Source organism: Microcella humidisoli (assembly GCF_024362325.1).
GTDB lineage: Bacteria > Actinomycetota > Actinomycetes > Actinomycetales > Microbacteriaceae > Microcella > Microcella humidisoli.
The window spans coordinates 1,305,376-1,329,341 of the sequence record NZ_CP101497.1 but is presented as its reverse complement, the minus strand read 5'-3'; the positions used below and the strand labels follow the sequence as shown (position 1 = coordinate 1,329,341).

27 protein-coding genes are annotated in these 23,966 nt (G+C 72.2%); 14 read left to right on the top strand and 13 right to left on the bottom strand.

Annotated features, from left to right (window positions below):
- The first annotated feature begins 21 nt into the window (after positions 1–21).
- Both NNL39_RS06380 and NNL39_RS06375 read left to right on the top strand, forming a co-directional pair.
- Positions 22–4,539, top strand: a complete 4,518-nt coding sequence (locus NNL39_RS06380; protein ID WP_255160849.1) for an Lhr family ATP-dependent helicase — start codon at positions 22–24, stop codon at positions 4,537–4,539.
- 11 nt (positions 4,540–4,550) lie between these two features.
- Positions 4,551–5,342, top strand: coding sequence for a DNA-formamidopyrimidine glycosylase family protein (locus tag NNL39_RS06375; protein ID WP_255160848.1), 792 nt, complete (start codon positions 4,551–4,553; stop codon positions 5,340–5,342).
- Positions 5,343–5,351: 9 nt separating this feature from the next.
- Here the strand turns inward: NNL39_RS06375 and NNL39_RS06370 are convergent, their stop codons facing one another.
- Positions 5,352–5,858 carry a hypothetical protein gene (locus NNL39_RS06370; protein ID WP_255160847.1) on the bottom strand — a complete coding sequence of 169 codons (507 nt, stop codon included), beginning with the start codon at positions 5,856–5,858 and terminating at the stop codon, positions 5,352–5,354.
- A gap of 84 nt (positions 5,859–5,942) precedes the next feature.
- Between NNL39_RS06370 and NNL39_RS06365 the strand changes: the two genes are divergently transcribed.
- On the top strand, positions 5,943–6,467 hold the full coding sequence (locus NNL39_RS06365; protein WP_255160846.1) for a thermonuclease family protein: 525 nt from the start codon (positions 5,943–5,945) through the stop codon (positions 6,465–6,467).
- 16 nt (positions 6,468–6,483) lie between these two features.
- On the opposite strand, the gene NNL39_RS06360 is transcribed toward NNL39_RS06365, so the two are convergent.
- Positions 6,484–7,197 (bottom strand): SOS response-associated peptidase, encoded by a 714-nt coding sequence (locus tag NNL39_RS06360; RefSeq protein ID WP_255160845.1) that lies wholly within the window; start codon positions 7,195–7,197, stop codon positions 6,484–6,486.
- Positions 7,197–7,451: a glutaredoxin family protein gene (locus tag NNL39_RS06355; RefSeq protein WP_255160844.1), complete on the bottom strand. Its 255-nt coding sequence runs from the start codon at positions 7,449–7,451 to the stop codon at positions 7,197–7,199. The genes NNL39_RS06360 and NNL39_RS06355 overlap by 1 nt, the downstream gene beginning before the upstream one ends.
- A 35-nt stretch (positions 7,452–7,486) precedes the next feature.
- On the opposite strand from NNL39_RS06355, the gene NNL39_RS06350 reads away from it, so the two are divergent.
- Positions 7,487–8,230, top strand: a complete 744-nt coding sequence (locus tag NNL39_RS06350; protein WP_255160843.1) for an HAD family hydrolase — start codon at positions 7,487–7,489, stop codon at positions 8,228–8,230.
- A 49-nt stretch (positions 8,231–8,279) separates the two neighbouring features.
- Here the strand turns inward: NNL39_RS06350 and NNL39_RS06345 are convergent, their stop codons facing one another.
- The 3 genes from NNL39_RS06345 to NNL39_RS06335 all read right to left on the bottom strand — a co-directional run bounded on the left by NNL39_RS06345 (position 8,280) and on the right by NNL39_RS06335 (position 9,237).
- Positions 8,280–8,378, bottom strand: coding sequence for a 30S ribosomal protein bS22 (locus tag NNL39_RS06345; protein WP_003792170.1), 99 nt, complete (start codon positions 8,376–8,378; stop codon positions 8,280–8,282).
- A 70-nt stretch (positions 8,379–8,448) separates the two neighbouring features.
- A complete protein-coding gene (locus NNL39_RS06340; protein WP_255160842.1) occupies positions 8,449–8,643 on the bottom strand; it encodes a helix-turn-helix domain-containing protein in 195 nt (64 codons plus the stop codon).
- A 105-nt stretch (positions 8,644–8,748) separates the two neighbouring features.
- Positions 8,749–9,237, bottom strand: a complete 489-nt coding sequence (locus NNL39_RS06335; RefSeq protein ID WP_255160841.1) for an ArsR/SmtB family transcription factor — start codon at positions 9,235–9,237, stop codon at positions 8,749–8,751.
- A gap of 69 nt (positions 9,238–9,306) precedes the next feature.
- Between NNL39_RS06335 and NNL39_RS06330 the strand changes: the two genes are divergently transcribed.
- Positions 9,307–10,761 (top strand): TrkH family potassium uptake protein, encoded by a 1,455-nt coding sequence (locus NNL39_RS06330; RefSeq protein WP_255160840.1) that lies wholly within the window; start codon positions 9,307–9,309, stop codon positions 10,759–10,761.
- On the top strand, positions 10,754–11,425 hold the full coding sequence (locus tag NNL39_RS06325) for a potassium channel family protein (protein ID WP_255160839.1): 672 nt from the start codon (positions 10,754–10,756) through the stop codon (positions 11,423–11,425). The genes NNL39_RS06330 and NNL39_RS06325 overlap by 8 nt, the downstream gene beginning before the upstream one ends.
- 21 nt (positions 11,426–11,446) lie before the next feature.
- Here NNL39_RS06325 and NNL39_RS06320 read toward each other — a convergent pair whose 3' ends face one another.
- Positions 11,447–11,926, bottom strand: a complete 480-nt coding sequence (locus NNL39_RS06320; protein ID WP_255160838.1) for a hypothetical protein — start codon at positions 11,924–11,926, stop codon at positions 11,447–11,449.
- A 90-nt stretch (positions 11,927–12,016) separates the two neighbouring features.
- Entirely contained in the window at positions 12,017–12,844 is an 828-nt protein-coding gene (gene proC / locus NNL39_RS06315; protein ID WP_255160837.1) for a pyrroline-5-carboxylate reductase, read from the bottom strand.
- A 63-nt stretch (positions 12,845–12,907) separates the two neighbouring features.
- On the opposite strand from proC, the gene NNL39_RS06310 reads away from it, so the two are divergent.
- The 3 genes from NNL39_RS06310 (at position 12,908) to NNL39_RS06300 (ending at position 14,610) form a co-directional block, all read left to right on the top strand.
- A complete protein-coding gene (locus NNL39_RS06310; protein WP_255160836.1) occupies positions 12,908–13,198 on the top strand; it encodes a hypothetical protein in 291 nt (96 codons plus the stop codon).
- Between the two features lie 82 nt (positions 13,199–13,280).
- Positions 13,281–13,655: a hypothetical protein gene (locus tag NNL39_RS06305; RefSeq protein ID WP_255160835.1), complete on the top strand. Its 375-nt coding sequence runs from the start codon at positions 13,281–13,283 to the stop codon at positions 13,653–13,655.
- 31 nt (positions 13,656–13,686) lie between these two features.
- Positions 13,687–14,610 (top strand): cation diffusion facilitator family transporter, encoded by a 924-nt coding sequence (locus tag NNL39_RS06300; RefSeq protein ID WP_255160834.1) that lies wholly within the window; start codon positions 13,687–13,689, stop codon positions 14,608–14,610.
- Here the strand turns inward: NNL39_RS06300 and tadA are convergent.
- Positions 14,594–15,061, bottom strand: coding sequence for a tRNA adenosine(34) deaminase TadA (gene tadA, locus NNL39_RS06295; protein ID WP_407665157.1), 468 nt, complete (start codon positions 15,059–15,061; stop codon positions 14,594–14,596). The genes NNL39_RS06300 and tadA overlap by 17 nt on opposite strands.
- Positions 15,062–15,088: 27 nt before the next feature.
- Between tadA and upp the strand changes: the two genes are divergently transcribed.
- From upp to NNL39_RS06270, 5 genes are all read left to right on the top strand, one after another.
- The gene (upp, locus tag NNL39_RS06290; RefSeq protein ID WP_255160833.1) at positions 15,089–15,724 is read left to right on the top strand and encodes a uracil phosphoribosyltransferase; all 636 of its coding nucleotides are present in this window, start codon (positions 15,089–15,091) and stop codon (positions 15,722–15,724) included.
- 373 nt (positions 15,725–16,097) lie between these two features.
- Positions 16,098–16,847 (top strand): winged helix-turn-helix domain-containing protein, encoded by a 750-nt coding sequence (locus NNL39_RS06285; protein ID WP_255160897.1) that lies wholly within the window; start codon positions 16,098–16,100, stop codon positions 16,845–16,847.
- 279 nt (positions 16,848–17,126) lie between these two features.
- Positions 17,127–17,555, top strand: coding sequence for a MarR family winged helix-turn-helix transcriptional regulator (locus tag NNL39_RS06280; protein ID WP_255160832.1), 429 nt, complete (start codon positions 17,127–17,129; stop codon positions 17,553–17,555).
- Between the two features lie 89 nt (positions 17,556–17,644).
- Positions 17,645–19,015 (top strand): cryptochrome/photolyase family protein, encoded by a 1,371-nt coding sequence (locus NNL39_RS06275; RefSeq protein ID WP_255160831.1) that lies wholly within the window; start codon positions 17,645–17,647, stop codon positions 19,013–19,015.
- A 113-nt stretch (positions 19,016–19,128) separates the two neighbouring features.
- On the top strand, positions 19,129–19,509 hold the full coding sequence (locus NNL39_RS06270; protein WP_255160830.1) for a hypothetical protein: 381 nt from the start codon (positions 19,129–19,131) through the stop codon (positions 19,507–19,509).
- A gap of 121 nt (positions 19,510–19,630) precedes the next feature.
- Here NNL39_RS06270 and NNL39_RS06265 read toward each other — a convergent pair whose 3' ends face one another.
- The 4 genes from NNL39_RS06265 to NNL39_RS06250 are packed head-to-tail and all read right to left on the bottom strand — an operon-like array spanning position 19,631 to position 23,246.
- A complete protein-coding gene (locus NNL39_RS06265) occupies positions 19,631–20,524 on the bottom strand; it encodes a carbohydrate kinase family protein (RefSeq protein WP_255160829.1) in 894 nt (297 codons plus the stop codon).
- A gap of 11 nt (positions 20,525–20,535) precedes the next feature.
- Positions 20,536–21,447: a pseudouridine-5'-phosphate glycosidase gene (locus NNL39_RS06260; protein WP_255160828.1), complete on the bottom strand. Its 912-nt coding sequence runs from the start codon at positions 21,445–21,447 to the stop codon at positions 20,536–20,538.
- A 9-nt stretch (positions 21,448–21,456) separates the two neighbouring features.
- The gene (locus tag NNL39_RS06255) at positions 21,457–22,059 is read right to left on the bottom strand and encodes a DedA family protein (protein ID WP_255160827.1); all 603 of its coding nucleotides are present in this window, start codon (positions 22,057–22,059) and stop codon (positions 21,457–21,459) included.
- A 56-nt stretch (positions 22,060–22,115) separates the two neighbouring features.
- The gene (locus NNL39_RS06250; protein ID WP_255160826.1) at positions 22,116–23,246 is read right to left on the bottom strand and encodes a glycosyltransferase family 4 protein; all 1,131 of its coding nucleotides are present in this window, start codon (positions 23,244–23,246) and stop codon (positions 22,116–22,118) included.
- Positions 23,247–23,966: the final 720 nt, after the last annotated feature.

Genomic DNA, 23,966 nt, shown 5'->3' with positions numbered 1-23,966 from the left:
GCAGAGGGCGAGAATGAGGGGATGACCGCGCTCGAGCCCGCCACCGTGCTGGGCCGGTTCGCGCCCGCCACGCGCGAGTGGTTCGCGGGCGCGTTCCCCGCGCCGACCCCCGCGCAGCTCGGGGCGTGGGACGCGATCTCGACCGGCCGCCACGCGCTCGTCGTCGCGCCGACGGGCTCGGGCAAGACGCTCGCCGCCTTCCTGTGGTCGATCGACCGCCTCGCGGCCGAACCGCCGCCGGAAGACCCCCGCCGTCGCACGCGCGTGCTGTACATCAGCCCGCTCAAGGCCCTCGGCGTCGACGTCGAGCGCAACCTGCGGTCGCCGCTCATCGGCGTGACGCAGACGGCGCTGCGTCTCGGCGGCACGGCGCCCTCGATCACGGTCGGCGTGCGCAGCGGCGACACCCCGAGCGCCGACCGTCGGGCCCTGCAGAAGACGCCCCCGGACATCCTGATCACGACCCCCGAGAGCCTCTACCTCATGCTCACGGCGAGCGCGCGCGAGACCCTCGACGGCGTCACGACCGTCATCATCGACGAGGTGCACGCCGTGGCCGGCACGAAGCGCGGCGCGCACCTCGCGCTCACGCTCGAACGGCTGGATGCCCGGCTCGCGACCCCCGCCCAGCGCATCGGGCTTTCGGCCACCGTGCGCCCCCCGGAGGAGGTCGCTCGCTTCCTGGGCGGAGCCCAGCCCGTGACGATCGTGCAGCCCCCGGCCGCGAAGACCTTCGACCTGAGCGTCGTCGTGCCCGTCGACGACATGACGCAGCCGCCGACGATCGGAGGCGACGGGCCGACCGACGCCTCGGGCGCCCCGCAGACCCCGTCGATCTGGCCGCACGTCGAGGAGGACATCGTCGACCGCGTGCTGCAGCACCGCTCGACGATCGTGTTCGCCAACTCGCGGCGGCTCGCCGAGCGCCTGACGGCCCGGCTCAACGAGATCTATGCGCTCAGGACCGAGACCGACGAGCTCTTGGCCCGCGCCCACCATGGCTCGGTGAGCAAAGAGCAGCGCGGCGAGATCGAGGAGGCCCTCAAGACCGGCCGCTTGCGCTGCGTCGTCGCGACGAGCAGCCTCGAGCTCGGCATCGACATGGGCGCGGTCGACCTTGTCATCCAGGTCGAGGCGCCACCGAGCGTCGCGAGCGGGCTGCAGCGCGTCGGCCGCGCGGGCCATCAGGTGGGCGAGATCAGCCGCGGCGTGCTCGTGCCCAAGCACCGGCTCGACGTGCTGCACGCGACGGTCACGAGCGAGCGCATGACGGCCGGGCTCATCGAAGAGCTGCGCGTGCTCGCCAACCCCCTCGACGTGCTGGCCCAGCAGACCGTGGCGCACGTCGCCCTCGAACCGTGCGACATCGAGCAGTGGTTCGAGCAGGTGCGCCGCAGTGCACCGTTCGCCACACTGCCCCGCTCCGCCTTCGACGCCGTGCTCGACCTGCTGAGCGGCCGGTACCCGAGCGACCGGTTCAGCGAGCTGCGCCCGCGGGTCGTGTGGGATCGCGTGAACGGCACGCTCACGGGCCGCCCGGGCGCGCAACGGCTCGCGGTCACGAGCGGCGGCACGATTCCCGACCGTGGCCTGTTCGGCGTCTTCATCGCGGGCGAGGGCACCGGCCGCCGCGTCGGCGAACTCGATGAGGAGATGGTCTACGAGTCGCGGGTGGGCGACGTGTTCGCGCTCGGCACCACGAGCTGGCGCATCCAGGAGATCACGCACGACCAGGTGATCGTGACCCCCGCGTTCGGCCAGCCCGGCAAGGTGCCGTTCTGGAAGGGCGACGGGCTCGGCCGCCCGGCCGAGCTGGGCCGCGCGCTCGGGCGCACGACGCGCGAACTCGCGGCCGCGTCACCGGATGCCCGCCACGAGCGCCTCGCCGCCGCGGGTCTCGACGCCCGAGCCGAGGCGAACCTCGACGCGCTGCTGCGCGAGCAGGCCGAGGCCACCGGGCAGCTGCCGAGCGAGCAGACGCTCGTGGTGGAGCGGTTCCGCGACGAGCTCGGCGACTGGCGCGTGGTGCTGCACTCCCCCTACGGCATGGCCGTGCACGCTCCGTGGGCGCTCGCGGTGACGGCCCGCATCCGCGAGCGGCACGGCTACGACGGGGCGGCGATCGCGGCCGATGACGGCATCGTCGTGCGGCTGCCCGACACCGAGGCGCAGCCGCCCGGAGCCGAGCTGTTCCTCTTCGAGGCCGACGAGCTGGAGACCATCGTGACGGCCGAGGTCGGGGGCTCGGCGGTGTTCGCCGCGCGGTTCCGCGAGTGCGCCGCCCGGGCTCTGCTGCTGCCGCGCCGCGACCCCGGGCGCCGCAGCCCCCTCTGGCAGCAGCGTCAGCGTGCGAGCCAGCTGCTCGAGGTCGCGCGCGAGTTCCCCGACTTCCCCATCGTGCTCGAGACCGTGCGCGAGGTCCTGCAAGACGTGTACGACCTGCCCTCGCTCGTCGAGCTCGCGGCGGGCATCGCCCAGCGCAGCATCCGCATCATCGAGGTCGAGACCCCGAGCCCCTCGCCGTTCGCGCGCAGCCTGCTGTTCGGCTACGTCGCCGCCTTCCTCTACGAGGGCGACAGTCCGCTCGCCGAGCGCCGGGCGGCGGCGCTGAGCATCGACCCGGCCCTGCTCGCCGAGCTGCTCGGCCGCGCGGAGCTGCGCGAGGTGCTCGACCCCGCCGTCATCGCACAACTCGAGGCCGAGCTGCAGCGCCTCGCGCCCGATCGCCGCGCGCGCGACGCCGAGGGCATCGTCGACCTGCTGCGCATCCTCGGCCCACTCTCGATCGACGAGGTCGACGACCGCACGCTCGATGAGGTCGACGTGACGGCGGCGCTCGAGGGTCTCGCGCGCGAGAATCGGGTGTTCCGCGCGACGATCGCGGGCGAGCAGCGCTGGGCCGGGGTGGAAGACGCCGCCCGGCTGCGCGACGCCCTCGGCACGCCGATTCCGCACGGCGTTCCCGCGGCGTTCCTCGACCCCGTGCCCGACCCGGTCGGCGACCTCGTCGCGCGCTTCGCCCGCACCCGCACCCCCTTCGCCGCGACCGACGTCGCGAGCCGCTATGGCCTCGGCATCGCCGTGGCGACGGATGCCCTCCGTCGGCTCGCCGCCGACCGGCGTCTCATCGAGGGCGAGTTCCGGCCCGGCGCCTCGGGCACCGAGTGGGTCGACGCCGAAGTGTTGCGGCGCCTGCGCTCGCGCAGTCTCGCGGCGCTGCGGAAGGAGATCGAGCCGGTCAGCCACGGCACGCTCGGCCGATTCCTGCCCGCGTGGCAGCACGTCGGCAGCGCGGGAGCCGGCACGGGCGCCGCGCGACCGGGCCTCCAGGGCGTCGATGGCGTACTGCAGGCGATTGAGCAGCTGCAGGGGGCCGCGCTGCCGGCGAGCGCGTGGGAGACCCTCGTGCTGCCGAGCCGCGTGCGCGACTACTCGCCCGCCTGGCTCGACGAACTGTGCGCGAGCGGCGAGGTCGTCTGGGCCGGCGCGGGCAGCCTGCCCGGCAGCGACGGCTGGGTGAGCCTGCACCTCGCGAGCATGGCCCCCCTGAGCCTCGCCGAGCCCGATGAGCTTGAGCTCACCGACCGCCAGCAGCGCGTGCTCGATGCGCTCGCGGGCGGCGGCGGCTTCTTCTTCCGGCAGCTCGCGACCGCGGTGGCCACCGCGGGCGATGCCGGCGGTGACGACGCGGCTCTCGTCGACGAGCTCTGGCAGCTCGTCTGGGCGGGGCACCTCACCAACGACACGCTCGCGCCGCTGCGCGCCACGCTCGGGGGCACGGCCACCCGCAAGCCCGCGCCGCGGGCCCGCAGCTACCGGGGGTACGCGCGCCCCGCATCCGTCACCCAATCGGGGCCGCCCACGGTCGCGGGCCGGTGGTCGCTGCTGCCCGCGCGCGAGACCGACCCGACACGTCGCACCGCCGTGGCGGTCGATCGCCTGCTCGAGCGGCACGGCATCGTCACGCGCGGCGCCGTGCAGGCCGAGGGGCTGCGCGGCGGCTTCGCCCTCGCCTACTCGGTGCTCGCGCGCATGGAGGAGGCCGGGTCGGTGCGCCGCGGCTACATCGTTGAGGGACTCGGCGCAGCGCAGTTCGCGACACCGGCCACGATCGACCGCGTGCGCACCTTCAGCAGAGACGCGGATGCGGCCCCCGCGCTCGCTCCCCTCGTGCTCGCCGCGACCGATCCCACCAACCCCTACGGCGCTGCCCTGCCGTGGCCCGCGAGCCTGCCCGACGCGGCCGCGGGGTCGACCGCGCACCGGCCTGGGCGCAAGGCCGGATCGCTCGTCGTGCTCGTCGACGGGCACCTCGCGCTCTACCTCGAGCGGGGCGGCAAGAGCGTGCTGACCTTCACCGACGAGCCCGCCGTGCTCGAGCCGGCCGCCATCGAGCTCGCCGCCGTCGTGCGCGCACGCCTGCGCTCGCTCCGCGTCGAACGCGTCAACGGCGCGAGCGCGTTCGGCACCCCGCTCGCCGAGGCGCTGCAGTCCGCCGGCTTCGTCGCGACGCCCCAGGGCCTGCGCATCCGGGTGTAAGGGACCAGGCCATGCCCGAGGGCGACACCATCCACCGTGCGGCGGCGCGACTGCACGCCGCGCTCGCCGGCCAGACCGTGCTGCGCAGCGACGTGCGCGTGCCGCGCTTCGCGACCGCCGACCTCAGCGGCGAGCGGGTCGACGAGGTCGTCGCCCTCGGCAAGCACCTGCTCATGCGCATCGGCGACGTGACGGTGCACTCGCACCTGAAGATGGAAGGCGTCTGGCACGTCATGCGGCTCGGCGAGCGCTGGCGGCGCCCCGCCTTCGAGGCGCGCATGGTGCTCGAGACGACGGCGACCTCGGGCGCGCCGTGGCAGGCCGTGGGCTTCGCCCTCGGCGAGCTCGAGCTCGTCGCCCGCGACGCGGAAGACGACGTGGTCGGGTACCTCGGGCCCGACCCGCTCGGGCCCGACTTCGATCGCGACGAGGCCCTGCGGCGCCTCACCGCTGACCCCGAGCGGCCCATCGGCCTCGCACTGCTCGACCAGCGCACTGTCGCCGGCTTCGGCAACGACTACCGCAACGAGCTGCTCTTCCTGCGCGGCGTGCTGCCCGAGACGCCCGTCGGCGCGGTGGATGCCGCGGCGGCTCTCGACCTCGGCGTGCGCCTCATCCGCGCCAACCGCGATCGCGACGAGCGCACGACGACGGGCAATACGCGCCGCGGCGAGCGCCTCTGGGTCGCGCACCGCGACGGCCAGCCCTGCCGCCGCTGCGGCACGCGCATCCGTCGCGGACTCCTCGGAGACGACGCTCTGACCGAGCGCATCACGTGGTTCTGCCCGAGCTGCCAGCGCTGACCACCGCCGCTAGCGTTCGCTGATGACCTCGCGAATGCGGCTCGGACGCCAGGCGACGATGCGCAGCGCGGTCGCGGCCACGAGGGCGATGACGCCCGCGATGACGAGCGGCTGGGCCACGGCCTCGGCGATGCGCGGCACGACGTAGACGCTCGGGTCGTAGATGCCCGAGGCGGGCGGCACGCTGAACGCGAACTCGGCGTACACGGTGAGCGCGAAGCCCGCGAGCACCGCGAGGGTGCCGACCAGCCAGACCGCGCGCAGCCACGGGTTGCCCGCCACGATGAGTTCGAAGTGGCGCTCGTCGGGGGCAGCGTCGAGGGCGTCGAGCGGCATGCTCTCGCCCGACAGTCGGGCGGGCTCGGCGCGCTCGGCGCGCGGGGCGGCCGCGCGGCTCGGGGCGGGCGCAGCGCCGCGGGCGACGCCTTCGTCGACCACGGGGGCCGCACCGGGGCCGCCGCGCTGGAAGCCTGCGGGATACCGGGGGTCGATGCCGCCCGACGATGCTCGTGCCATGGTGCTCCTTCGCTGCCCGGTCGACCGCCGCCAGCCTAACCCCGCGCCCCGCGGGTGTCAGGGGGTGCCGGGTAGCCTCACAGCATGATCGCCGACGCCCTGCGCCCGCTCGTGGTCGTCGCGCTCATCGGCGTCATCGGCTCGCTCGACGGCTGCCTGGCCTCGGGCGGCACGACCGCCCCGGCGCAGCCCGGCTCCCCCGCTGCCACAGCCGAGGGCACGGGAACGGTCACGAGCATCACTGACGGCGACACCCTGCGGCTCGACGTCGATGGCGTCGAGCTGCGCGTGCGCCTCGTCGGCATCGACACGCCCGAGGTCTACCCCGATGTGGAGTGCTTCGGGCCCGAGGCCGAGGCGGCGCTTGCCGCGCTCGCACCGCCGGGCAGCACGCTCGCCTACGCCTACGACCGCGACCCGCGCGACCCGTACGACCGCGAGTTGATGTACCTGTTCACCGCAGACGGCACCTTCGTCAACTACGAGCTCGTCGCGCAGGGCTTCGCCGAGGCCGTGCTGTTCGAGCCGAACGACCGGTACTACGACGATCTCGTCGCCGCTGAGCGCAACGCCCAGGCCGACGGGCTCGGCCTATGGGGGCAGTGCTGAGATCGGCGCACCCGCGCTAGGCGTCGATCGGCTCGATGAGCTGAGGGCCGTCGCCCTTCAGCGGCGCAACGGGGTGCAGGTCGAGCCTCTCGAGAACCTGCTCGCTCTCGTGCACGACCATCTCCACGAGATCCTGATCGCCCTCCACAGTGGGGTCGAGCCATTCGTCCCACACCTCGCGCGGCAGCATGACGGGGGCACGGTCGTGGATGCTCGCCGCCGGTCCGTGCGCCGGACGGGTCAGCATCGTCGCGGTCAGCACCCACGGCGTCGGCGTGCCGCCCTCGGGGAACGGTGCCCGCCACCACGAGTAGAGGCCCGCGAAGGCGAGCTCTCCCGCCTCGGGGTCGGTGATGTAGTGCGGCGTCTTGGTCGCGCCCACGGTGTGCCACTCGTAGTAGCCGTCGGCGGGGAGGATGGCCCGCGAGCGCACGAGCGCGTTCTTGAACGTGCTCTTCTCGTGCACGGTCTCGCTGCGCGCGTTGAACGTGGGGTACTTCGAGGCGAGCTCGGTCGCCCACCGCGGCACGAGCGACCAGCGCGCCGCGGTCACCAGGCGCGAGGGCATCCCGTCGGGGTCATCTTTCGGCACGCGGTCGACGACGACCGGCACCTGCTGCGTCGGCGCGATGTTCCAGCTCGGGGGCATCGCGACCTCGTCGACCTCATCGGCCTCGAAGTACTGCCCGAGCTCTTCACCGCTCTTGGTGTTGGCATAGCGACCGCACATCAGTGCCCCCTCTCGGCGAGCGCCGCCCGCAGGCGCTCGGCATCCACTCGATAGATGGTGTGCACGGCGTCGTCGATGAGCACGACGGGAATCTCGTCCCAGTAGCGATCGTGCAGCTCGGCGTCGTCGAGGATCGAGCGCTCGACGAGCGCGACGCCCTCGCGGCCCTGCAGCACCTCGTCGACGACCGCGCGCGCGTCGTCGCACAGGTGGCAGCCGGGCTTGCCGATGAGGGTCACGGTCACAGAGGGCACGCCCCCAGCCTAGGCACCTGCCTATGCTGGTCGGGATGCCCACCCCCGTCAGCGACGCCGGCCCCGGCGAGCACCCTTCCGCGCCCGCGCCGGCGCTCGCGTTCTTCGACGTCGACAACACCCTCCTGCGCGGCGCGAGCGTGTACCACCTGGGGCGCATCGCCTGGCGGCGCGGTCACCTCGGCTGGCGCGATCTCAGCCGCTTCGCCTGGCAGCAGGCGCGGTTCACCTCGGTGGGCGAGAACCACCAGCACCAGCTCGCCGTGCGCGATCGTGCGCTCGAGCTCATCGCCGGACACTCGGTCGCCGAGCTCGAAGAGATCGCGGTCGAGGCCTACGACGTCTACCTCAGCCGGCTTCTGCTGCCCGCGGTGGTCGCGCGCGCCCACGAGCACCGGGCGCAGGGGCACGAGGTCTGGCTCATCACAGCCACACCCGAGGCGTGCGCGCGCGTCATCGCCGAACGGCTCGGACTCTCGGGCGCGATCGGCACGCGCATCGAGAGCGTCGACGGCGTGTTCACGGGCGCTCTGCTCGGGCCGGTCATGCACGGCGGGCACAAGGCCGACGCGGCCGCACTGCTGGCGGGCGATCGCGGTGTGCAGCTCGCCGACTGCTGGGCGTACAGCGACTCGCGCAACGACATCCCGCTGCTCGAGCTCGTCGGCCACCAGCAGGTCGTCAACCCCGACGCCGCGCTGGCCCGCTACGCGCAGGCGCGCGGCTGGCCGGTCATGCACGACCGGCCGGCAGCATCCCGCCGCTTGTCCCGCGAATGACGAAAGCGCCCGACCCCTCGGGGTCGAGCGCTTCGCGCGGGCGGATGCCCTACTTCTTGTTGCGACGCTGGTGACGCGTCTTGCGCAGCAGCTTGCGGTGCTTCTTCTTGGCCATCCGCTTGCGGCGCTTCTTGATGACAGAACCCATGGAAATCCTCTGATCGTCGACTGAACGGGAGCAACGGCCCGTTCAGGACCGTGTCATGTACCGACCGAGTCTAGCCGACGTCGGCGATGGGCGTCTCGATGGCCGAGGCGACAGCAGATTCGGGGATGCGGAAGCTGCGCCCGAAACGGATCGCGGGCAGCTCGCCGGAGTGCACCATGCGGTACACGGTCATCGTTGAGACCCGCATCATGTCGGCCACTTCGGCGACGGTGAGAAACCGCACCTCAGAGAGATCCCGGGCCATCGGCAGTCATCCTGTCGCTCACGCACGCAGCGCCCTCGTGGCGCGTGTGCACGGAGTTCAGAGTAGGGGCTGGTGTGACTCGTGTAAAGACGCCCGAAGGAGGGGTCAGCGGGCTTCGTCGTGGTTCTTCCACGGCAGCCGCTTCGTCACGGCCTCCTGCACGTCGTGCAGCTTCTCTTGCGCGCCCTCGATGATCGACCGTGCCTGGTGCGAGGCATCGGCGGCCACCCGGCCCACGGTGCTGCCCGCACCGGCGACGTCGGCACCCGACCACGCGGCGAACACCGGCGAGCCGCCCTCGGGGTCGAAGTCGGCGCTGAGGAACGGGATGATCCAGTCTTCGACGTCTTCGAGCGGCGCGGGGTCGACCGCGTAGTAGCGGTGCTGCCCCTCCTCGCGCACCGTCACGAGCCCGTGGTCGCGCAGCACCTTGAGGTGCTTCGAGACGGTCGGCTGCGTCGCATCCATGCGCTCGACGAGCTCGCCCACACTGAGCTCGCCCGTTCCGCCCTCACCCCGCAGCGAGGCGTCGAGCAAGTGCTGCAGCAGTTCGCGACGGGTGGCGTCGGCGATCACGTCGAAGATGTCGGCCATGCCACCAGGCTAGTCAGCCCAGCCCGGGAGTACCATTGCACGCGGTCTGCAGGCCGGTGAGGAGCATCGATGGCCACGAGCAACCGCATCCGCGGCAACCGTCGCGATGAGCGCAGCAGCCCGCTCGCCCAGGCGTGGGCGCGGCTGGGCGAGTCGGCTACCGCCTCGCCCGCGCGCTTCGCGATCCTCATCTTCACGGCACTCATCCTCATCACGACGGTGCTGCTGACCCTGCCGATCGCGCGCGCCGGCAGCGGCACGGGCGGCACTCCGCTCGCCGACGCGGTGTTCACCGCCGTCTCGGCCATCTGCGTGACGGGTCTCACCACGGTCGACATGGCGACGCACTGGTCGCCCTTCGGCAACGTCGTCATCATCCTGGCCATGCAGATCGGCGGCATCGGCGTGCTGACGATGGCCAGCATCCTGGGCCTCGTCGTGGCCCGGCGCATCGGACTGCGCGCCAAGCTCATCGCGGCGAGCGACACGAACGCGGCGCGCGTGCACGCCGGCCCCGTCTCCGAGTCGCAGGCCGTGCGCCTCGGAGAGATCGGCGGCCTGCTCTTCACGGTCGCCGCGAGCGCGATCGTCATCGAGCTGGTCATCACCGCGCTCATCGTGCCGCGGCTGCTGCTCGAGGGCTTCGACCTCTGGACGGCGATCTGGCAGGGCTTCTACCTCGCCCTCTCCGCCTTCACGAACACGGGCTTCGTGCCCTTCACGCCGGGCATGGAGCGCTTCGCGACCGACCCGTGGATGCTGTCGGTCCTCTCGATCGCGGTGTTCCTCGGGGCGATCGGTTTCCCGGTGATCTTCGCGCTCGGCCGCTGGCTGCGCACCCGCACGCGCCTCACCCTGCACGCCCGTGTGACGCTGTGGACGACGCTCATCCTGATCGCCGTCGGCGGGCTGCTGATCGCCGTGCTCGAGTGGACGAACCCCGCGACCCTCGGCGCGCAGGACGGCCCGGTGCGGCCGATGACCGCGGTGTTCACCTCGATCATGTCGCGGTCGGGCGGACTCTCCACGGTCGACATCGGCGAGATGAACGGCTCGACCCTGCTCGTGCTCGACATGCTGATGTTCGTGGGCGGCGGCTCCGCCTCCACCGCCGGCGGCATCAAGGTGACCACGCTCGCCGTGCTGTTCTTCGCGGCCGTCGCCGAGGCGCGCGGCGTCGACGACATGGAGGCCTTCGGGCGCCGCATCCCGAACGACGTGCTGCGCCTCGCGGTCAGCATCGTGCTGTGGGGCGCGACGATCGTCGCCACGGCCTCGGTGCTCGTGCTGCACATCACGAAGGCGCCGCTCGACTACGTGCTGTTCGACGTGATCTCCGCCTTCGCCACCTGCGGGCTGTCGACGGGGTTGACGAGCAACGAGCTGCCCGATGCGGCGAAGTACGTGCTCGCGGCCACCATGTGGGCGGGGCGCGTTGGTACAGTGACCCTCGCCGCGGCCCTCGCCGCCAGTCAGCGCCGGCAGCTGTTCCGCCGGGCAGAAGAGAGGCCCATCGTTGGTTGAGAGAATCCGCCACGACGCTCCCGTGCTCGTCATCGGCCTCGGGCGCTTCGGTGCTGCCACGGCCGGCCAGCTGCAGCGCCTCGGTCGCGAGGTGCTCGCCGTCGATGAAGACGCGGGGCTCGTGCAGAAGTGGGCCGAACGGGTCACGCACGCGGTGCAGGCCGACGCGCGGTCGCTGGATGCTCTGCGCCAGATCGGCGCCGACGAGTTCAGCATCGCCGTCGTCGCGACGGGCTCGTCGATCGAGTCGAGCGTGCTCATCACCGCGAACCTCGTCGACCTCAAGATTCCGCAGATCTGGTCGAAGGCCATCAGCCAGTCGCACGGCAAGATCCTCGCCCGCATCGGCGCCAACCACGTGATCTACCCCGAGGCCGAGGCCGGCGAGCGCGTCGCGCACCTCGTCTCGGGTCGCATGATCGACTTCATCGAGTTCGATGACGATTTCGTGCTCGTCAAGATGTACCCGCCGAAGCCCATCCGCGGGCTCTCGCTCACCGAGTCGCAAGTGCGCAGCAAGTACAAGATCACCGTCGTCGGGGTGAAGAGCCCCGGCAAGCCCTTCACCTACGCCACGGAGCAGACCGTGGTGTCGAACCACGACCTCATCATCGTCTCGGGCACCGAGGCCGACATCGACCGGTTCGCGTCGCTCGACAACTGAACCGGCCGACGTCGAGCGCTGCTACTCGGTGGGCTCGCCGGGCTCGCCGGGCGCCGGCGGCATGGGGATCGTGCTCGGGTCGATGCCCTGCTCCTCGAGCCACTGCTCGAACTGGGCGCGACGCTCGTCGCGGTTCTCGGCGCGCTGACCCATGCGCTCGTCCATGCGCTGCTCGACCCGCTCGCCGATGCGCTCGAGCTGCTCGCCGCCCCGGTCGCCGTGCAGGCCGATCGCGATGACGCCGCCCGGACCGCGGCCGTCGGGCAGCGCCTGACCGAGGGCGACGCCGCCCGCGAAGGTGAGGCCGAGCAGCAGCGCCGAGCCGACCGCGACGCCCGTGATGGCGAGCGCCGTCGGCACGCGGGAGCGCGAGGCGGCCGGCGCGGGGCTCACGGGGGCCGCGGTGCTCGACGACGCATCCGCGGCCGGCTGCTGCGTCGCGTCGGGGGTGGCGTCGTCGGGGGTGGTGCCGGCGGAGGTGGTGTCGTCGTTCGTGGCCATGGGGTTCTCCCTCGGATCGGTGACCCGCGACGGTTCGCGGATCGACGACCCCACGGTGGGATCCATGCCTATACGGCGTCTATGCGCGGCCTATGCTCCGGCGGCCAGTTGCCGTGCGCGTTCCTGTGCGGCGCGCGCGGCCCGTTCGAAGAGCTCGTCGAGCCGCGCATCCTGCAGCACCGCGATCGCGCGCTCGGTCGTGCCCTTCGGGCTCGTGACGCGGCGGCGCAGCTCGGCCGGGTCATCGCCCGTCGCCTCGAGCAGCAGGGTCGCGCCATGGAAGGTCTGCTGCACGAGCAGGCGCGCGACATCGGGCTCGAAGCCCATCGCCTCGGCCGCCCGGGTGAACTCCTCGATGAGCAGGAAGACGTAGGCGGGGCCTGATCCGCTGATCGTCGAGAGCGCGTCGATCTGCGCCTCGGGCAGTTCGACCACGGTGCCGACGGTGCGGAAGAGGTCGTCGGCGAGCGCGAGGTGCGCGGCCGTCGCCCGTGAGCCGCCACTGATCCCCGTGACGCCACGGCCGATGAGCGCGGGCGTATTGGGCATCGCGCGCACGACCGGGTTCGGCACGACGGCCTGCATGGCCTCGGTCGTGATGCCGGCGGCCACGCTCACGACGAGCGCCTCGGGGTGCAGGCTCGGCGCCACCTCGGCGAGCAGCGCCGTGATCTGCGCGGGCTTCACGCCCAGCAGCACGAGGCGGGCATCCGCCACCGCCCAGCGGTTCGCCTCGATGTCGTGCTCGGTGCCGCGGGCCTCGACGCCCTCGGCGCGCAGGGCGGCCGCGGTGGCGTCGGAGCGCGTCGTCGCGCGCAGGGCGTCGACCGCGACGCCCGGCTGCCGAAGCCCGCGCAGGATCGCGCCGCCCATCGAGCCGGTGCCGAGGATCGCGATCGCGGGGAGGGAGGCGCTCATGCCACGAGTGTAGGTTGGAGGCGGGCCATCATCCGGGGGGAACGGCGCGCGAGGGAGGCAGACATGCAGACATCGGCGATCCGAGAGGTGCTGCTGGCGACGGCCGGGGTGCAGACCGTGGGCGCGGTCGGCGTCGTCGAACTGGCCGAGGGCGGGCACGTCGTGACCGCGCGGCTGGGCTTCGGCCCGAGCACCCCCGCGGGCGACGTCGTCGCCATTCTCGAGGCGGTGCGGGCCGGCATTCGGGCCGTCTCGCCCGACGCCGTCGACATCGTGCTCGAACCCGAGATCGCCGCCCCGCGCGGCGACGCGAACCCTCCGACCGACGTCTTCGTCATCCGCGGCGCCGACTGACCTCTCCGGGCGCGCGGATCACTACGCTGAGACGTGGCACGGCACCGTGCCGATCGGTATCCCCCTCGCGTAGGAGCTCCAAATGGACGTGCTGCACTCCGTCATCCTCGTCGGCCACTTCATCGGCCTCGCCGCCATCGTCGGCCCCTTCCTCATGCAGGCGCGCTGGAAGGGCCAGTACGCCTTCCCCGTCGTTCTCGGGGGCGCGATCACGCAGCTCGTGACCGGGCTCGTGCTCGTCGGGCTCGCCGAGATGAGCGGCGACGATGACGATCCGCTCAACTATGCCAAGATCGGCGTCAAGCTGACGATCGCCGTCATCATCTTCGTCGCGGCCCTGCTCGGCTTCCTCAAGCAGCGCAAGACCGAGGGCGGGGGCGGCCGCGAGCTGCTGCCGTTCTTCCACGCCGCGGGCGGCCTCGCCCTCGTGAACATCGCCCTCGCCGTCTTCTGGTGATCCGTCGCCGTCTCGCCGCCGTGAGGTCGCGATGAGCGCCTCCGGCGGCGGGAAGGCCATCATCGCGGCGCTGCTCGCCAACACGGGCATCGCCGTGACCAAGTTCGTCGCCTTCCTCGTCTCGGGGTCGAGCGCGATGCTCGCCGAGAGCGTGCACTCGGTGGCCGATGCCGGCAACCAGCTCCTGCTGCTGGTCGGCGGGCGGAGGGCCCGCAAGGCGGCCGACACCGAGCACCCGTTCGGCTACGGCCGCGCGCGCTACATCTACGCCTTCGTCGTGGCGATCATCCTGTTCTCGATCGGGGGCGTCTTCTCGCTGTACGAGGGCGTCAGCAAGCTGCAGGATCCGCACCCGCTCGAGAACGCGTGGCTGCCCATCGTCGTGCTGCTCATCGCGATCGGTCTCGAGTCGTTTTCGCTACGCACGGCCGTGCGCGAGTCGAACCATGTGCGCGGCACCCAGGGCTGGATCCAGTTCATCCGACGCGCCAAGGCGCCCGAGCTGCCCGTCGTGCTGCTCGAAGACGTGGCGGCGCTGCTGGGGCTGACCTTCGCCCTGTTCGGCGTCGGTCTCACGATCCTCACGGGCGACTCGATGTGGGACGCCGTGGGCACGATCATGATCGGCGTGCTGCTCGTGCTCGTCGCCGTCGTGCTGGGTCTCGAGACGGGCAGTCTGCTCGTCGGGGAGGGCGCCTCGAACGACGACGTGCACGCCATCCGCCAGGCGCTCGACGCGCACGAGGGCGTCACCGGCGTCGTGCACATGAAGACGCTCTACCTCGGGCCCGACGAGCTGCTCGTCGGCGCGAAGGTCACCTTCACCCCGGGCATCGACATCGAGCGGGGCGCCGCGATCATCAACGAGCTCGAGCTCGCCGTGCGCGCGGCCGTGCCCATCGCGCGCGTGATTTACATCGAACCCGGGCTCGCGACCGTCAGCGCCGCTCGCTGAAGAACGCGGCGAGCAGGGATGCGCACTCCTGCTCGTCGACCCCGCCGACGACCTCGGCCACGCGGTGGGGCAGGCGCCGCTCGCGCAGCAGGTCGACGACACTGCCCGCGGCTCCGGCCTTCGCATCCCACGCCCCGAAGACGACGCGGTCGATGCGCGCGGCGAGGATGGCGCCCGCGCAGAGCACGCACGGTTCGAGGGTGACGACGAGCGCGCATCCGCTCAGCTGCCAGTCGCCCGTCGCGGCGGCCGCCTCGCGCAGCGCGACCACTTCGGCGTGGGCGGTCGGGTCGTGGTGCTTCTCGCGCTCGTTGCGGCCCCGGCCGATGACGGTGCCAGCGGCGTCGAGCACGATCGCACCGACGGGCACGTCGCCCGAGGCGAGGGCGGCGCGGGCCTCGTCGAGCGCGGCGCGCATGGCCGCGCGATCGCCGTCGGACACCGTCGTCATGCCCCGCCCTTCCGTTAGATTGAGCCTATGCGAGTACACGTTGCCGACCACCCCCTGATCACCCACAAGCTCACCGTGCTGCGCGATCAGGCGACCCCTTCGGCGACGTTCCGGGCGCTCACGGAAGAGCTCGTCACGCTGCTCGCCTACGAGGCGACGCGCCACGTGCGCACGCACGAGGTCACCATCCAGACCCCGGTCGCCGAGACCATCGGGCTCGCCATCAGCGAGCCCCGGCCGCTCATCGTCCCGATCCTGCGCGCGGGCCTCGGCATGCTCGAGGGCATGGTCAAGCTCGTGCCGAGCGCCGAGGTCGGATTCCTCGGCATGGTGCGCGACCACGACACGCTCGAGCCGAGCGTCTACGCCGAGCGCCTGCCCGACCACCTCGAGGGCCGGCAGTGCTTCGTGCTCGACCCCATGCTCGCCACCGGCGGCTCGCTGCTCGCGGCGATCGAGTTCCTCTTCGAACGCGGCGCCGACGATGTCACGGCCGTCTGCATCCTGGGCGCGCCGGAGGGCCTCGCGATGATCGAGAAGGCCACCGCCGGGCGCGACGTCACGATCGTGCTCGGCGCGCTCGACGAGAAGCTCAACGAGAAGGGCTACATCGTGCCCGGCCTCGGCGACGCGGGCGACCGGCTGTACGGCACGGTCGGCTGAACCGGCGCGGCCTGCCCGCGCGACTTGACGCTCTGCGTCGCGCTCGGGGATACTGACCCCATGACCGTCACCGCGAACCTCCTGACCGCCCCCGAGGCTGTGGAGACCGCTGGCATGATGATGCCGGCGAGCGCTGACGTGTGCTGTCGAATGTGCGCCTAATCGGCCCCCTTCTGACACGTCCCGTGTCTGCCCGAGCCGCCCTGGCGACCCGATCCGGCGTCGAACGATGACCGATCGCCCCGCCGACGCGCTCTCCGCATCGGGCTCGGATGCTCCGGCTCCCGATGCGCGCACCCTCGACTCGCACCCTCTGAACGGCACCGCCCCCGTCGGCGACGAGCCCTTCGACTCCGCAGAAAGCGTCTCCACCATGTCTCTCGCCACGCTGACCCCTCGCTCCGCTCCCCCCGCCCCGACCACCGCGCCCTCGATCGCCGCCGCCCCGGCGCCAGCCGAGACGGCGCCCCCGACCGCGCCGACGCCCGCCCCGCGACTGCGGGCTGTGCCCGAGGGCACCGAGGCACGCGGCTTCGTGCTCTACGTCGGCCTCGATGAGGCCAAGGCCGCGGCCGCCGGCATCGACCTCGGTCGGCTCGTGCTCGAGCTCAAGCGACTCACGGGCGAGCTCGCGCCCGGGGCCGAGACGCACGCCGCGGTCGCCCTCGCCCCCGCGGGCGCGGGCGGGCGCGACGTCGACGTCGTGCGGCTCGCGCTGCAAGACCCCTCGGCGCTGGCCCGGTATCGCCGCACCGATGAGCCGCCCGTCGAGAAGGCCCCCGACGGCGTCGTCATCGACATCTCACGCAAGCGCGTGCTGCTCGACGGCGACACCGCGGCCCTCACCTACAAGGAGTTCGAGCTGCTGCAGTACCTCGTGCTGCGGGAGGGGCGCACGATCGAGCGCGCCGAGCTCATCGCGGCTCTTTGGGCCGACGGGGCCGAGGGCGACGACGACGTGCCGAACGAGCGCACGATCGACGTGCACGTGCGCCGGTTGCGCGCCAAACTCGGGGGTTACGAGGACATCGTGCGCACGGTGCGGGGCGCGGGCTACCGCTTCGACCGGCACGCCGACGTCTCGATCCGCTACGCCTCGACGCCGAGCCCCGACTTCTTCTAGGGCTCGTGGGGCGCTCGGCAGGCCCGATTCGAGCATCCCGAGACCAATCTCGAAAAATAACGGTTCGATAACTAGACACCGTTATCTTTCCGTTATACATTCGTCATGCGTCGATCGTTTGCTGTGGCGGGAGACGCGGAATGTGATTGCAGGACACTCTTGGTGCAAGGGAAGAGGGCCGGTCGCCCGCCTCGGCGACCGGCCCTTCGCATGCCCGCCCTCAGCGCGACATCGCGTCACGCGCCGACACAAGCTCATTCCCGCGCATAGAGTTGGCGCATGACGGAGAAGGCGATCGCGGTCGGAGCCTGGGAGGCGCTGTTCCGCGCGCAGGTCTCGGTGCTGCGGCAGCTCAACGCCGAGTTCCCCACGAGCGAGATCTCGTTCACCGAGTACGACGTGCTGTTCAACCTCTCGCGCGCCCCGGAACGGCGCATGCGCATCCGCGACCTCATCCCCCACCTGCTGCTGAGCCAGCCGAGCGTCAGCCGCCTCATCGACCGCCTCGCCAGCCGCGGTCTCGTCGACAAGCTGCCCGACGCGACCGACGCACGCGGCACGATCGTCGCGCTGCGCCCCGAAGGCTACGAGCTGTTCAAGCGCGTCGCCGTCGTGCACGCCGACGCCATCGCCCGCCGGGTCGGGTCGCGGCTCGACGCCGATGAGCTGCAGCAGCTCACCGAGCTCTGCCGCCGACTGCGCGACTGAGCCCCCGGCGCGACAGAGCAACCGGCGCGACAGACCTCTCGACGCGGCGTCAGAGGATTCTCGCGGCCGCGCGCGGCTAGCCTCGCAGCATGGCCTCATCCCCCAGCATCGTCTGGTTGCGCGACGACCTGCGCCTCGCGGACAACCCGGCCCTCAGCGCCGCGATCGAGCGCGGCGGGCCCACCCTCGTCGTCTACCTGCTCGACGAGGACTCGCCCGGCGCGCGACCCCTCGGCGGAGCGAGCCGGTGGTGGCTGCACGGCAGCCTGCGATCGCTCGCCGACGACCTCGCCGCGCTCGGCGGCCGCCTGACGCTGCGGCGCGGCGCAGCGTCCGACGTCATCCCGTCGCTCGTCGCCGAGACCGGGGCCGGTGCCGTCTACTGGAACCGCCGGTACGGGGCGCTGCGCGACGTGGATGCGGCGCTCAAGGTGAGCCTGCGCGCCGACGGCCTCGTGGTCGAGAGCTTCGGGGCCTCCCTGCTGCACGAGCCCTGGAAGATCACCTCGGGCTCCGGGGATCCGTACCGGGTGTTCACGCCGTTCTGGCGCGCGTGCCTCGCCGCCGGTGATCCCCGACCGCCGCTGCCGGCCCCCGCATCCATCGACGGCCTCGCCGCCGCCGGAGACGACCTCGACGACTGGCACCTGCTGCCGACGCGCCCCGACTGGGCCGCGGGCCTGCGCGAGGCCTGGACGCCCGGCGAGGCGGGCGCGCTCGACCGGCTCGAGCGCTTCATCGACGAGGGGCTGCCGCTGTACCACCGTCGCGATGAGCCCGGTATCGAGGCGACGAGCCGACTGAGCCCGCACCTGCGGTTCGGCGAACTGAGCCCGCACCAGGTCTGGGCGCGCGTGCACGGGCCGCTCGAGCCCGCCGCGGCGGCCAACCGGGCGAAGTTCCTGAGCGAGATCGGCTGGCGCGAATTCTCGTACAGCATCCTCTTCCACCAGCCTGAGCTCGCGACCGTGAACGTGCGCCGCGACTTCGACGCGTTCCCCTGGGGCGAGCCCGACCCCGCGGAGCTCGAAGCGTGGCGACGAGGAACCACGGGCATCCCGATCGTCGACGCGGGCATGCGCCAGTTGTGGACGAGCGGCTGGATGCACAACCGCGTGCGCATGATCGTCGCCTCGCTGCTGACGAAGAACCTGCTCATCGACTGGCGCGTCGGCGAGCAGTGGTTCTGGGACACCCTCGTCGACGCCGACGAGGCGAGCAACGCGGCCAGCTGGCAGTGGGTGGCCGGGTCGGGGGCGGATGCGGCACCGTACTTCCGCGTCTTCAACCCCGTGCTGCAGGCCGAGCGCTTCGACCCCGACCGTGCCTACGTGCGGCGCTGGGTGCCCGAGGTCGACGGGCCGGAGTACCCGCGGCCGATCGTCGATCTCGCCGCCTCGCGCATCGAGGCCCTCGCAGCGTACGAGGCGGTGAAGGCCGCCAAGAGCGCGGCCAGATGAGAGGCCTCTCATCCGAACCTCCTGGTGGTCTCATGCAGAACCGCGAATCTGTACTCACGACGGAGCGGGCGCGAGAGCGCACCGGCTCTCCCACAGCTCGAAAGGACACCCTCATGGACGCGAAGAACTGGCTCGCGATCGGCGCCGCCTCGGCCCTCGGACTCGGCGTCATGGCCGCCGGCGCGGTCTCCGCGGCGAGCGCGCTGCCCCTGATCTCCGGCTCGACGAACGTCGAGGTTCCCGGCATCTCGGTGACCGACGACGTTAAGGGCACCGGCGGCGTGCTCGACTTCTCGGTCTCGAGCGACAGCATCGTCTCGCCCGACCCCAGCTCGAGCCCCAGCCCGAGCCCCACCTCGAGCGCGAGCCCGGTCTCGCCCGCCTCGGCGCCGAGCCCCGTGACGCCGCCGTCGCCCGTCTCCCCCGCATCGCCCGCGTCGGTCGCATCGCCCGCCTCGGTCGACAGCCCGGCGAGCGTCGGCTCCTCCGACTAGCGCCGACCCGCGTCTGGCGTTCGGGTCGCCGGTCGCACGCAGAGAACGCGCCCCGCTCCTCCTCGTGAGGGGCGGGGCGCGTTCGCGTGCCCGGTCAGCGCGCCGAGCGCGCAGCGCCCGTTCAGCGGCCGTCGGTCGGGCGCCCGCCCGGCTGCATCACGGCCATCCCGGCGATGCGCACCCCCTCGTGCGCGGCAGCGACGAGGTCGTCCCCCGCGACGAGCGCGGCGATGAGTCCCGCCGTGAAGGCGTCCCCCGCTCCCGTCGGATCGACCGCGGCGCGAGGCTGCACCGCGACCTCGACGGGAGGCTCGCCCCGGCGCGCAACGAGCACCGAGCTGGCTCCACCGGTAATGACGACGGCCGGGCAGTGCCGCAGCAGCGCGTCAGCGACCTCGGCCCGCTCGTGCTCGCCCGAGAGCATCCGACCCTCGTCGAGGTTGGGCAGCAGCACGTCGACCCCGTCGAGGGCCGTGCGGAAGCGCTCGAGGCCGTAGTCGGCGATGAAGCCGGTCGAACCGGGATCGAACGTGACGATCACCCCGTGCGCGTGCGCGCGCTCGACGAGGGCGGCGAGGTCGTCGAGGGAGAACGCGTCGAACAGGCTGTAGCCGGTCAGGTGCAGCACGGCCGCCTCGGCGAGCAGGGCATCCGTCACCGCCGTTGGCGGCAGTGTCGCGTTCGCGCCGCGATCGGTCAGCATCGTGCGGGTCTCGCCATCGACGACGATGACGATCGTGCCCGTGGGCAGCGTCGCGTCTTCGCCGAGGTGCGCGTCGACGCCGGATGCCCGCAGCGCGCTCGCGTGCCGCTCAGCGTCCCCCGACCCCACGCGCCCCACGAGGTCGACCGGTGCACCGAGCCAGCCGAGCCAGGCCGCGGTATTGCAGGCGGATCCGCCGGGGTGACGCGTGATGCTCGCGCTCGTGTCGGTGTCGGTGCGGATGGGACCGCGCGGCACGACGATGATGTCGTCGATCACATCGCCGACGACGAGAGCCCGGCGGCCCGGCACGGCGGCGGCCGTCAGCCCCGCGCGGCCCAGGCCGCGGCGATGCGGCCCGCGACGCGCACGTTGTTGCGCGCGAGGTCGAGGTTGACCTCGAGGCTGCGGCCGTCGCTGAGCTCGACGATGCGGCCGAGCAGGAAGGGCGTGACCGCCTTGCCGCGGATGCCCTGCGCCTCGGCCTCGCCGATCGCGGTGCTGAGCACGCGGTCGTGCTCCTCGCGATCCCACGCCTGATCGGCGGGGATAGGGTTGGCGACGACGATGCCCTGCGTGTGCCCGAGCGCATCGTGCGCGGCCATAACGTCGGCCACCTGCTCGGCGGTGTCGACGGCCCAGTCGAGCGTGAAGGCGCTCTCGCGCAGCCAGAAGCTCGGGAAGACGGTCGTTCCCAAACCGACGACGGGCACCGAGTAGGTCTCGAGGCGCTCGAGCGTCGCCGCGATGTCGAGCACGCTCTTGACCCCGGCCGAGACGACGGTGATGGGTGTGACGGCGAGGGTCGAGAGATCGGCCGACTCGTCGAAGGTCTCGCTCGCACCGCGGTGCACGCCGCCGAGGCCGCCCGTCGCGAAGACGCGGATGCCGGCCTTCGCCGCGAGGTGTGCGGTCGCGGCGACCGTCGTGGCGCCGCTCGCACCGCGCGCCGCCAGGATGGGCAGGTCGCGAACGCTCGCCTTCGCGAGGTCCTCCTCGGCGATGCGGCGCACGCCCTCGGCGTCGAGGCCGATGCGCGGCACGCCGTCGAGCACGGCGATCGTCGCCGGCGTCACGCCGGTGCTGCGCAGCAGCTCTTCGAACTCGATCGCGGCGGCGTGATTGCGCGGCCGCGGCAGGCCGTGACTGATGATCGTGGATTCGAGGGCGACGACGGGCCGGCCGGCGAAGAGCGCCTCGGCCACCTCGTCGGAGAGGTGCAGAGCAGGATTCACTGCTTCAGGCTATCGGGCGGGCGAGGCCTCGTCGTCGCCGAGGGCGGCCGCGCGCGCTGCTTCGGCGCGGCGGCGGCGCGCGTCGCGCCACAGCTCGAACGGCAAGGGCAGCGATGAGACGACAACGACGATGATGACCGCGAGCTCGAGGTTCTGCTTGACGAGCGGCACCTGCCCGAGCAGGAACCCGCCGAGCATGAAGACGCCGATCCACGCGAGCGCGCCGATGATGTTGAGCATCACGAAGCGCCGGCGCGGCATGCCCGTGATGCCCGCGAGCACGGGGACGAGCGCGCGCAGAATCGGGATGAAGCGCCCGATGATGATGGCGCGGGCACCGAGCCGCTCGAAGACCGCGGTCGTGCGGGCGACAACGGTGTCGGTGAGCGGCCACCGACGACGGCGCAGCAGCGGCGGCCCCACCGCGCGGCCGATCTCGTACCCGACCTGCGTGCCGCCGATCGCCGCCGCGAGCACGAGCACGAAGGCGAGCCAGGCGGGGATGATCGACGGCAGGGTCGCGACCGTGAGCCCCGTGATGAACAGCAGCGAGTCGCCCGGCAGGAAGGAGGTGGCGAGGAACGCCGTCTCGACGAAGATGATGAGCGTCACGACGATGACGACGGCGTCGCCCGCCGCGTCGATGATCGACTGCGCGTCGAGCCAGTTCAGAGCGCCACCGCCGGCATGCGCGCCACGCTCTGCGCGTCGCGGTAGGCGTCGAGCAGCAGAGCGTTGTTGGCCTGCCACGAGCGGCCGACGACCGATCGCCGTGCTGCTTCACCCATGGCCGCACGGCGGGCCGGATCCGCGGCGAGCGCCCCCGCGGCCGCCCGGAACGCCCCCGGCGCCGCAGGGTCGACGAGCACCCCCGTGCGGCCCTGCTCGATGAGGTGCACAGGGCCGCCCATGGCGGGCGCGATGACGGGCAGGCCCGCGGCCTGGGCCTCTTGAATGGTCTGCCCGAAGGTCTCCTCCGTGCCGAAGTGCACGAAGACATCGAGCGCGGCGTAGGCCTCAGCCAGCTCCAGGGCCTCGAGGCGGCCGGTGAAGGTCACGCGATCCGCCGGAAGCTCGGCGGCGAGGCGCGCGCGGTCGGGGCCGTCGCCGACGACGAGGAAGCGGGTGCGGGGCATCCGCAGCAGCTCGCTCAGCCGACCCACCTGCTTCTCGGGGGCGAGGCGCCCCACGTAGCCGATCAGCAGCTCGCCGTCCGGAGCCGCACGCGCCCGCAGGGCCGCGGCACCCGGGCTCGTGCGCCGCCGCGGGTGGAAGAGCTCGCTGTCGACCCCGCGGCCCCACACGCCGACGCGGGGCACACCCAGCTCGCGCAGCGCGGTGGCGGCAGTGGGCGTCGGCGCGAGGGTGAGCGTCGCGGGTTCGTGGATGGCGAGCACGAGCCGGTCGAGGGCGGGGCGGGCGAACCCGGCGCCGTAGCGCTGCAGGTAGCCGGCGACGTCGGTCTGGTAGATCGCGACAGTGGGGATGCCCGTGCGAGCGCCGTGCAGAATCGCCTGCCGCCCGAGCAGGAAGGGCGCCGCGACGTGCATGACATCGGGGGCGAAGTCGTCGATCGCGTCGATCACCGCGCGCGACGGCATCGCCACGGGAAACTGCTTGATCGGGATGCTCGGCACGCGGTGCACGGCGAAGCCGAGGTGCCGCGGGCTCGGCGTCGTCGGCGCGATGACGATGGCCTCGTGCCCGCGCTGCCGCAGGGTCTCGAGCACCCGCAGCACCGACGTCGTGACGCCGTTGACCTGCGGGAGGAACGATTCGGTGACGACCGCGATGCGCACGGAACGACCGTGACAGGGCCGATCGAGCATCCGGCGACCGCGCCGCGACCGGCGGGTGAACGTCGCGGGAACGAGACAGCACTGCAACGAGACGGCACCGAAACGAGAAAGCCCCCCGCGTTACGCGGGGGGCTGTTCGCGCGCCCGAAGGGACTCGAACCCCTAACCTTCTGATCCGTAGTCAGCAGGCACGCCCAGAGGCATGATCTCGTAAGGATAAGCATCGCCGCGTGTTCGCTGTCTACTGCGGGGAGTCGACGAAGGTGAAGAATGCGCATTTCTGGTGAATTGGTGCATCTTTCGGCATCGTGAATTGCACGTGGATTGCACGAGGCGATCCACCTTCGTTCAGGGAGTGCACCAGCGGTGGCCAGCAGCAATCGATCAAAGAAGAAGACCCGTGAATCCTGGGGCGCAGTCCGCCAACTCCCGAGCGGCCGCTATCAAGCGAGCTACCTACACCTGGGCAACCGGTTCACGGCCCCCAACACGTTTGATGCCGTGCAAGACGCGCGTGCGTGGCTCGCGGGCGTCCGCGTGGACATTCAGCGCGCTTCGTGGCGTGATCCTCGATCCAAGAGCGACGAGGTCTTCAGTCGCTACGCGCAGACATGGCTAGACCATCGCTTGTCCTCCAAAGGCGAACCCCTGCGACCCCGAACTCGGGTGGAGTATCGACGTCAACTCGATGTTGGGCTGCGTCGATTCGCCTCGAGCCGA

What these genes read in the sequence shown, in the direction of transcription:
- NNL39_RS06380 (WP_255160849.1), top strand. Translation starts at nt 22, where the DNA reads ATGACCGCGCTCGAGCCCGCCACCGTGCTGGGCCGGTTCGCGCCCGCC.
- NNL39_RS06375 (WP_255160848.1), top strand. Translation starts at nt 4,551, where the DNA reads ATGCCCGAGGGCGACACCATCCACCGTGCGGCGGCGCGACTGCACGCC.
- NNL39_RS06370 (WP_255160847.1), bottom strand. Translation starts at nt 5,858, where the DNA reads ATGGCACGAGCATCGTCGGGCGGCATCGACCCCCGGTATCCCGCAGGC.
- NNL39_RS06365 (WP_255160846.1), top strand. Translation starts at nt 5,943, where the DNA reads ATGATCGCCGACGCCCTGCGCCCGCTCGTGGTCGTCGCGCTCATCGGC.
- NNL39_RS06360 (WP_255160845.1), bottom strand. Translation starts at nt 7,197, where the DNA reads ATGTGCGGTCGCTATGCCAACACCAAGAGCGGTGAAGAGCTCGGGCAG.
- NNL39_RS06350 (WP_255160843.1), top strand. Translation starts at nt 7,487, where the DNA reads ATGCCCACCCCCGTCAGCGACGCCGGCCCCGGCGAGCACCCTTCCGCG.
- NNL39_RS06345 (WP_003792170.1), bottom strand. Translation starts at nt 8,378, where the DNA reads ATGGGTTCTGTCATCAAGAAGCGCCGCAAGCGGATGGCCAAGAAGAAG.
- NNL39_RS06340 (WP_255160842.1), bottom strand. Translation starts at nt 8,643, where the DNA reads ATGGCCCGGGATCTCTCTGAGGTGCGGTTTCTCACCGTCGCCGAAGTG.
- NNL39_RS06335 (WP_255160841.1), bottom strand. Translation starts at nt 9,237, where the DNA reads ATGGCCGACATCTTCGACGTGATCGCCGACGCCACCCGTCGCGAACTG.
- NNL39_RS06330 (WP_255160840.1), top strand. Translation starts at nt 9,307, where the DNA reads ATGGCCACGAGCAACCGCATCCGCGGCAACCGTCGCGATGAGCGCAGC.
- NNL39_RS06320 (WP_255160838.1), bottom strand. Translation starts at nt 11,926, where the DNA reads ATGGCCACGAACGACGACACCACCTCCGCCGGCACCACCCCCGACGAC.
- proC (WP_255160837.1), bottom strand. Translation starts at nt 12,844, where the DNA reads ATGAGCGCCTCCCTCCCCGCGATCGCGATCCTCGGCACCGGCTCGATG.
- NNL39_RS06310 (WP_255160836.1), top strand. Translation starts at nt 12,908, where the DNA reads ATGCAGACATCGGCGATCCGAGAGGTGCTGCTGGCGACGGCCGGGGTG.
- NNL39_RS06305 (WP_255160835.1), top strand. Translation starts at nt 13,281, where the DNA reads ATGGACGTGCTGCACTCCGTCATCCTCGTCGGCCACTTCATCGGCCTC.
- NNL39_RS06300 (WP_255160834.1), top strand. Translation starts at nt 13,687, where the DNA reads ATGAGCGCCTCCGGCGGCGGGAAGGCCATCATCGCGGCGCTGCTCGCC.
- tadA (WP_407665157.1), bottom strand. Translation starts at nt 15,061, where the DNA reads ATGACGACGGTGTCCGACGGCGATCGCGCGGCCATGCGCGCCGCGCTC.
- upp (WP_255160833.1), top strand. Translation starts at nt 15,089, where the DNA reads ATGCGAGTACACGTTGCCGACCACCCCCTGATCACCCACAAGCTCACC.
- NNL39_RS06285 (WP_255160897.1), top strand. Translation starts at nt 16,098, where the DNA reads ATGTCTCTCGCCACGCTGACCCCTCGCTCCGCTCCCCCCGCCCCGACC.
- NNL39_RS06280 (WP_255160832.1), top strand. Translation starts at nt 17,127, where the DNA reads ATGACGGAGAAGGCGATCGCGGTCGGAGCCTGGGAGGCGCTGTTCCGC.
- NNL39_RS06275 (WP_255160831.1), top strand. Translation starts at nt 17,645, where the DNA reads ATGGCCTCATCCCCCAGCATCGTCTGGTTGCGCGACGACCTGCGCCTC.
- NNL39_RS06270 (WP_255160830.1), top strand. Translation starts at nt 19,129, where the DNA reads ATGGACGCGAAGAACTGGCTCGCGATCGGCGCCGCCTCGGCCCTCGGA.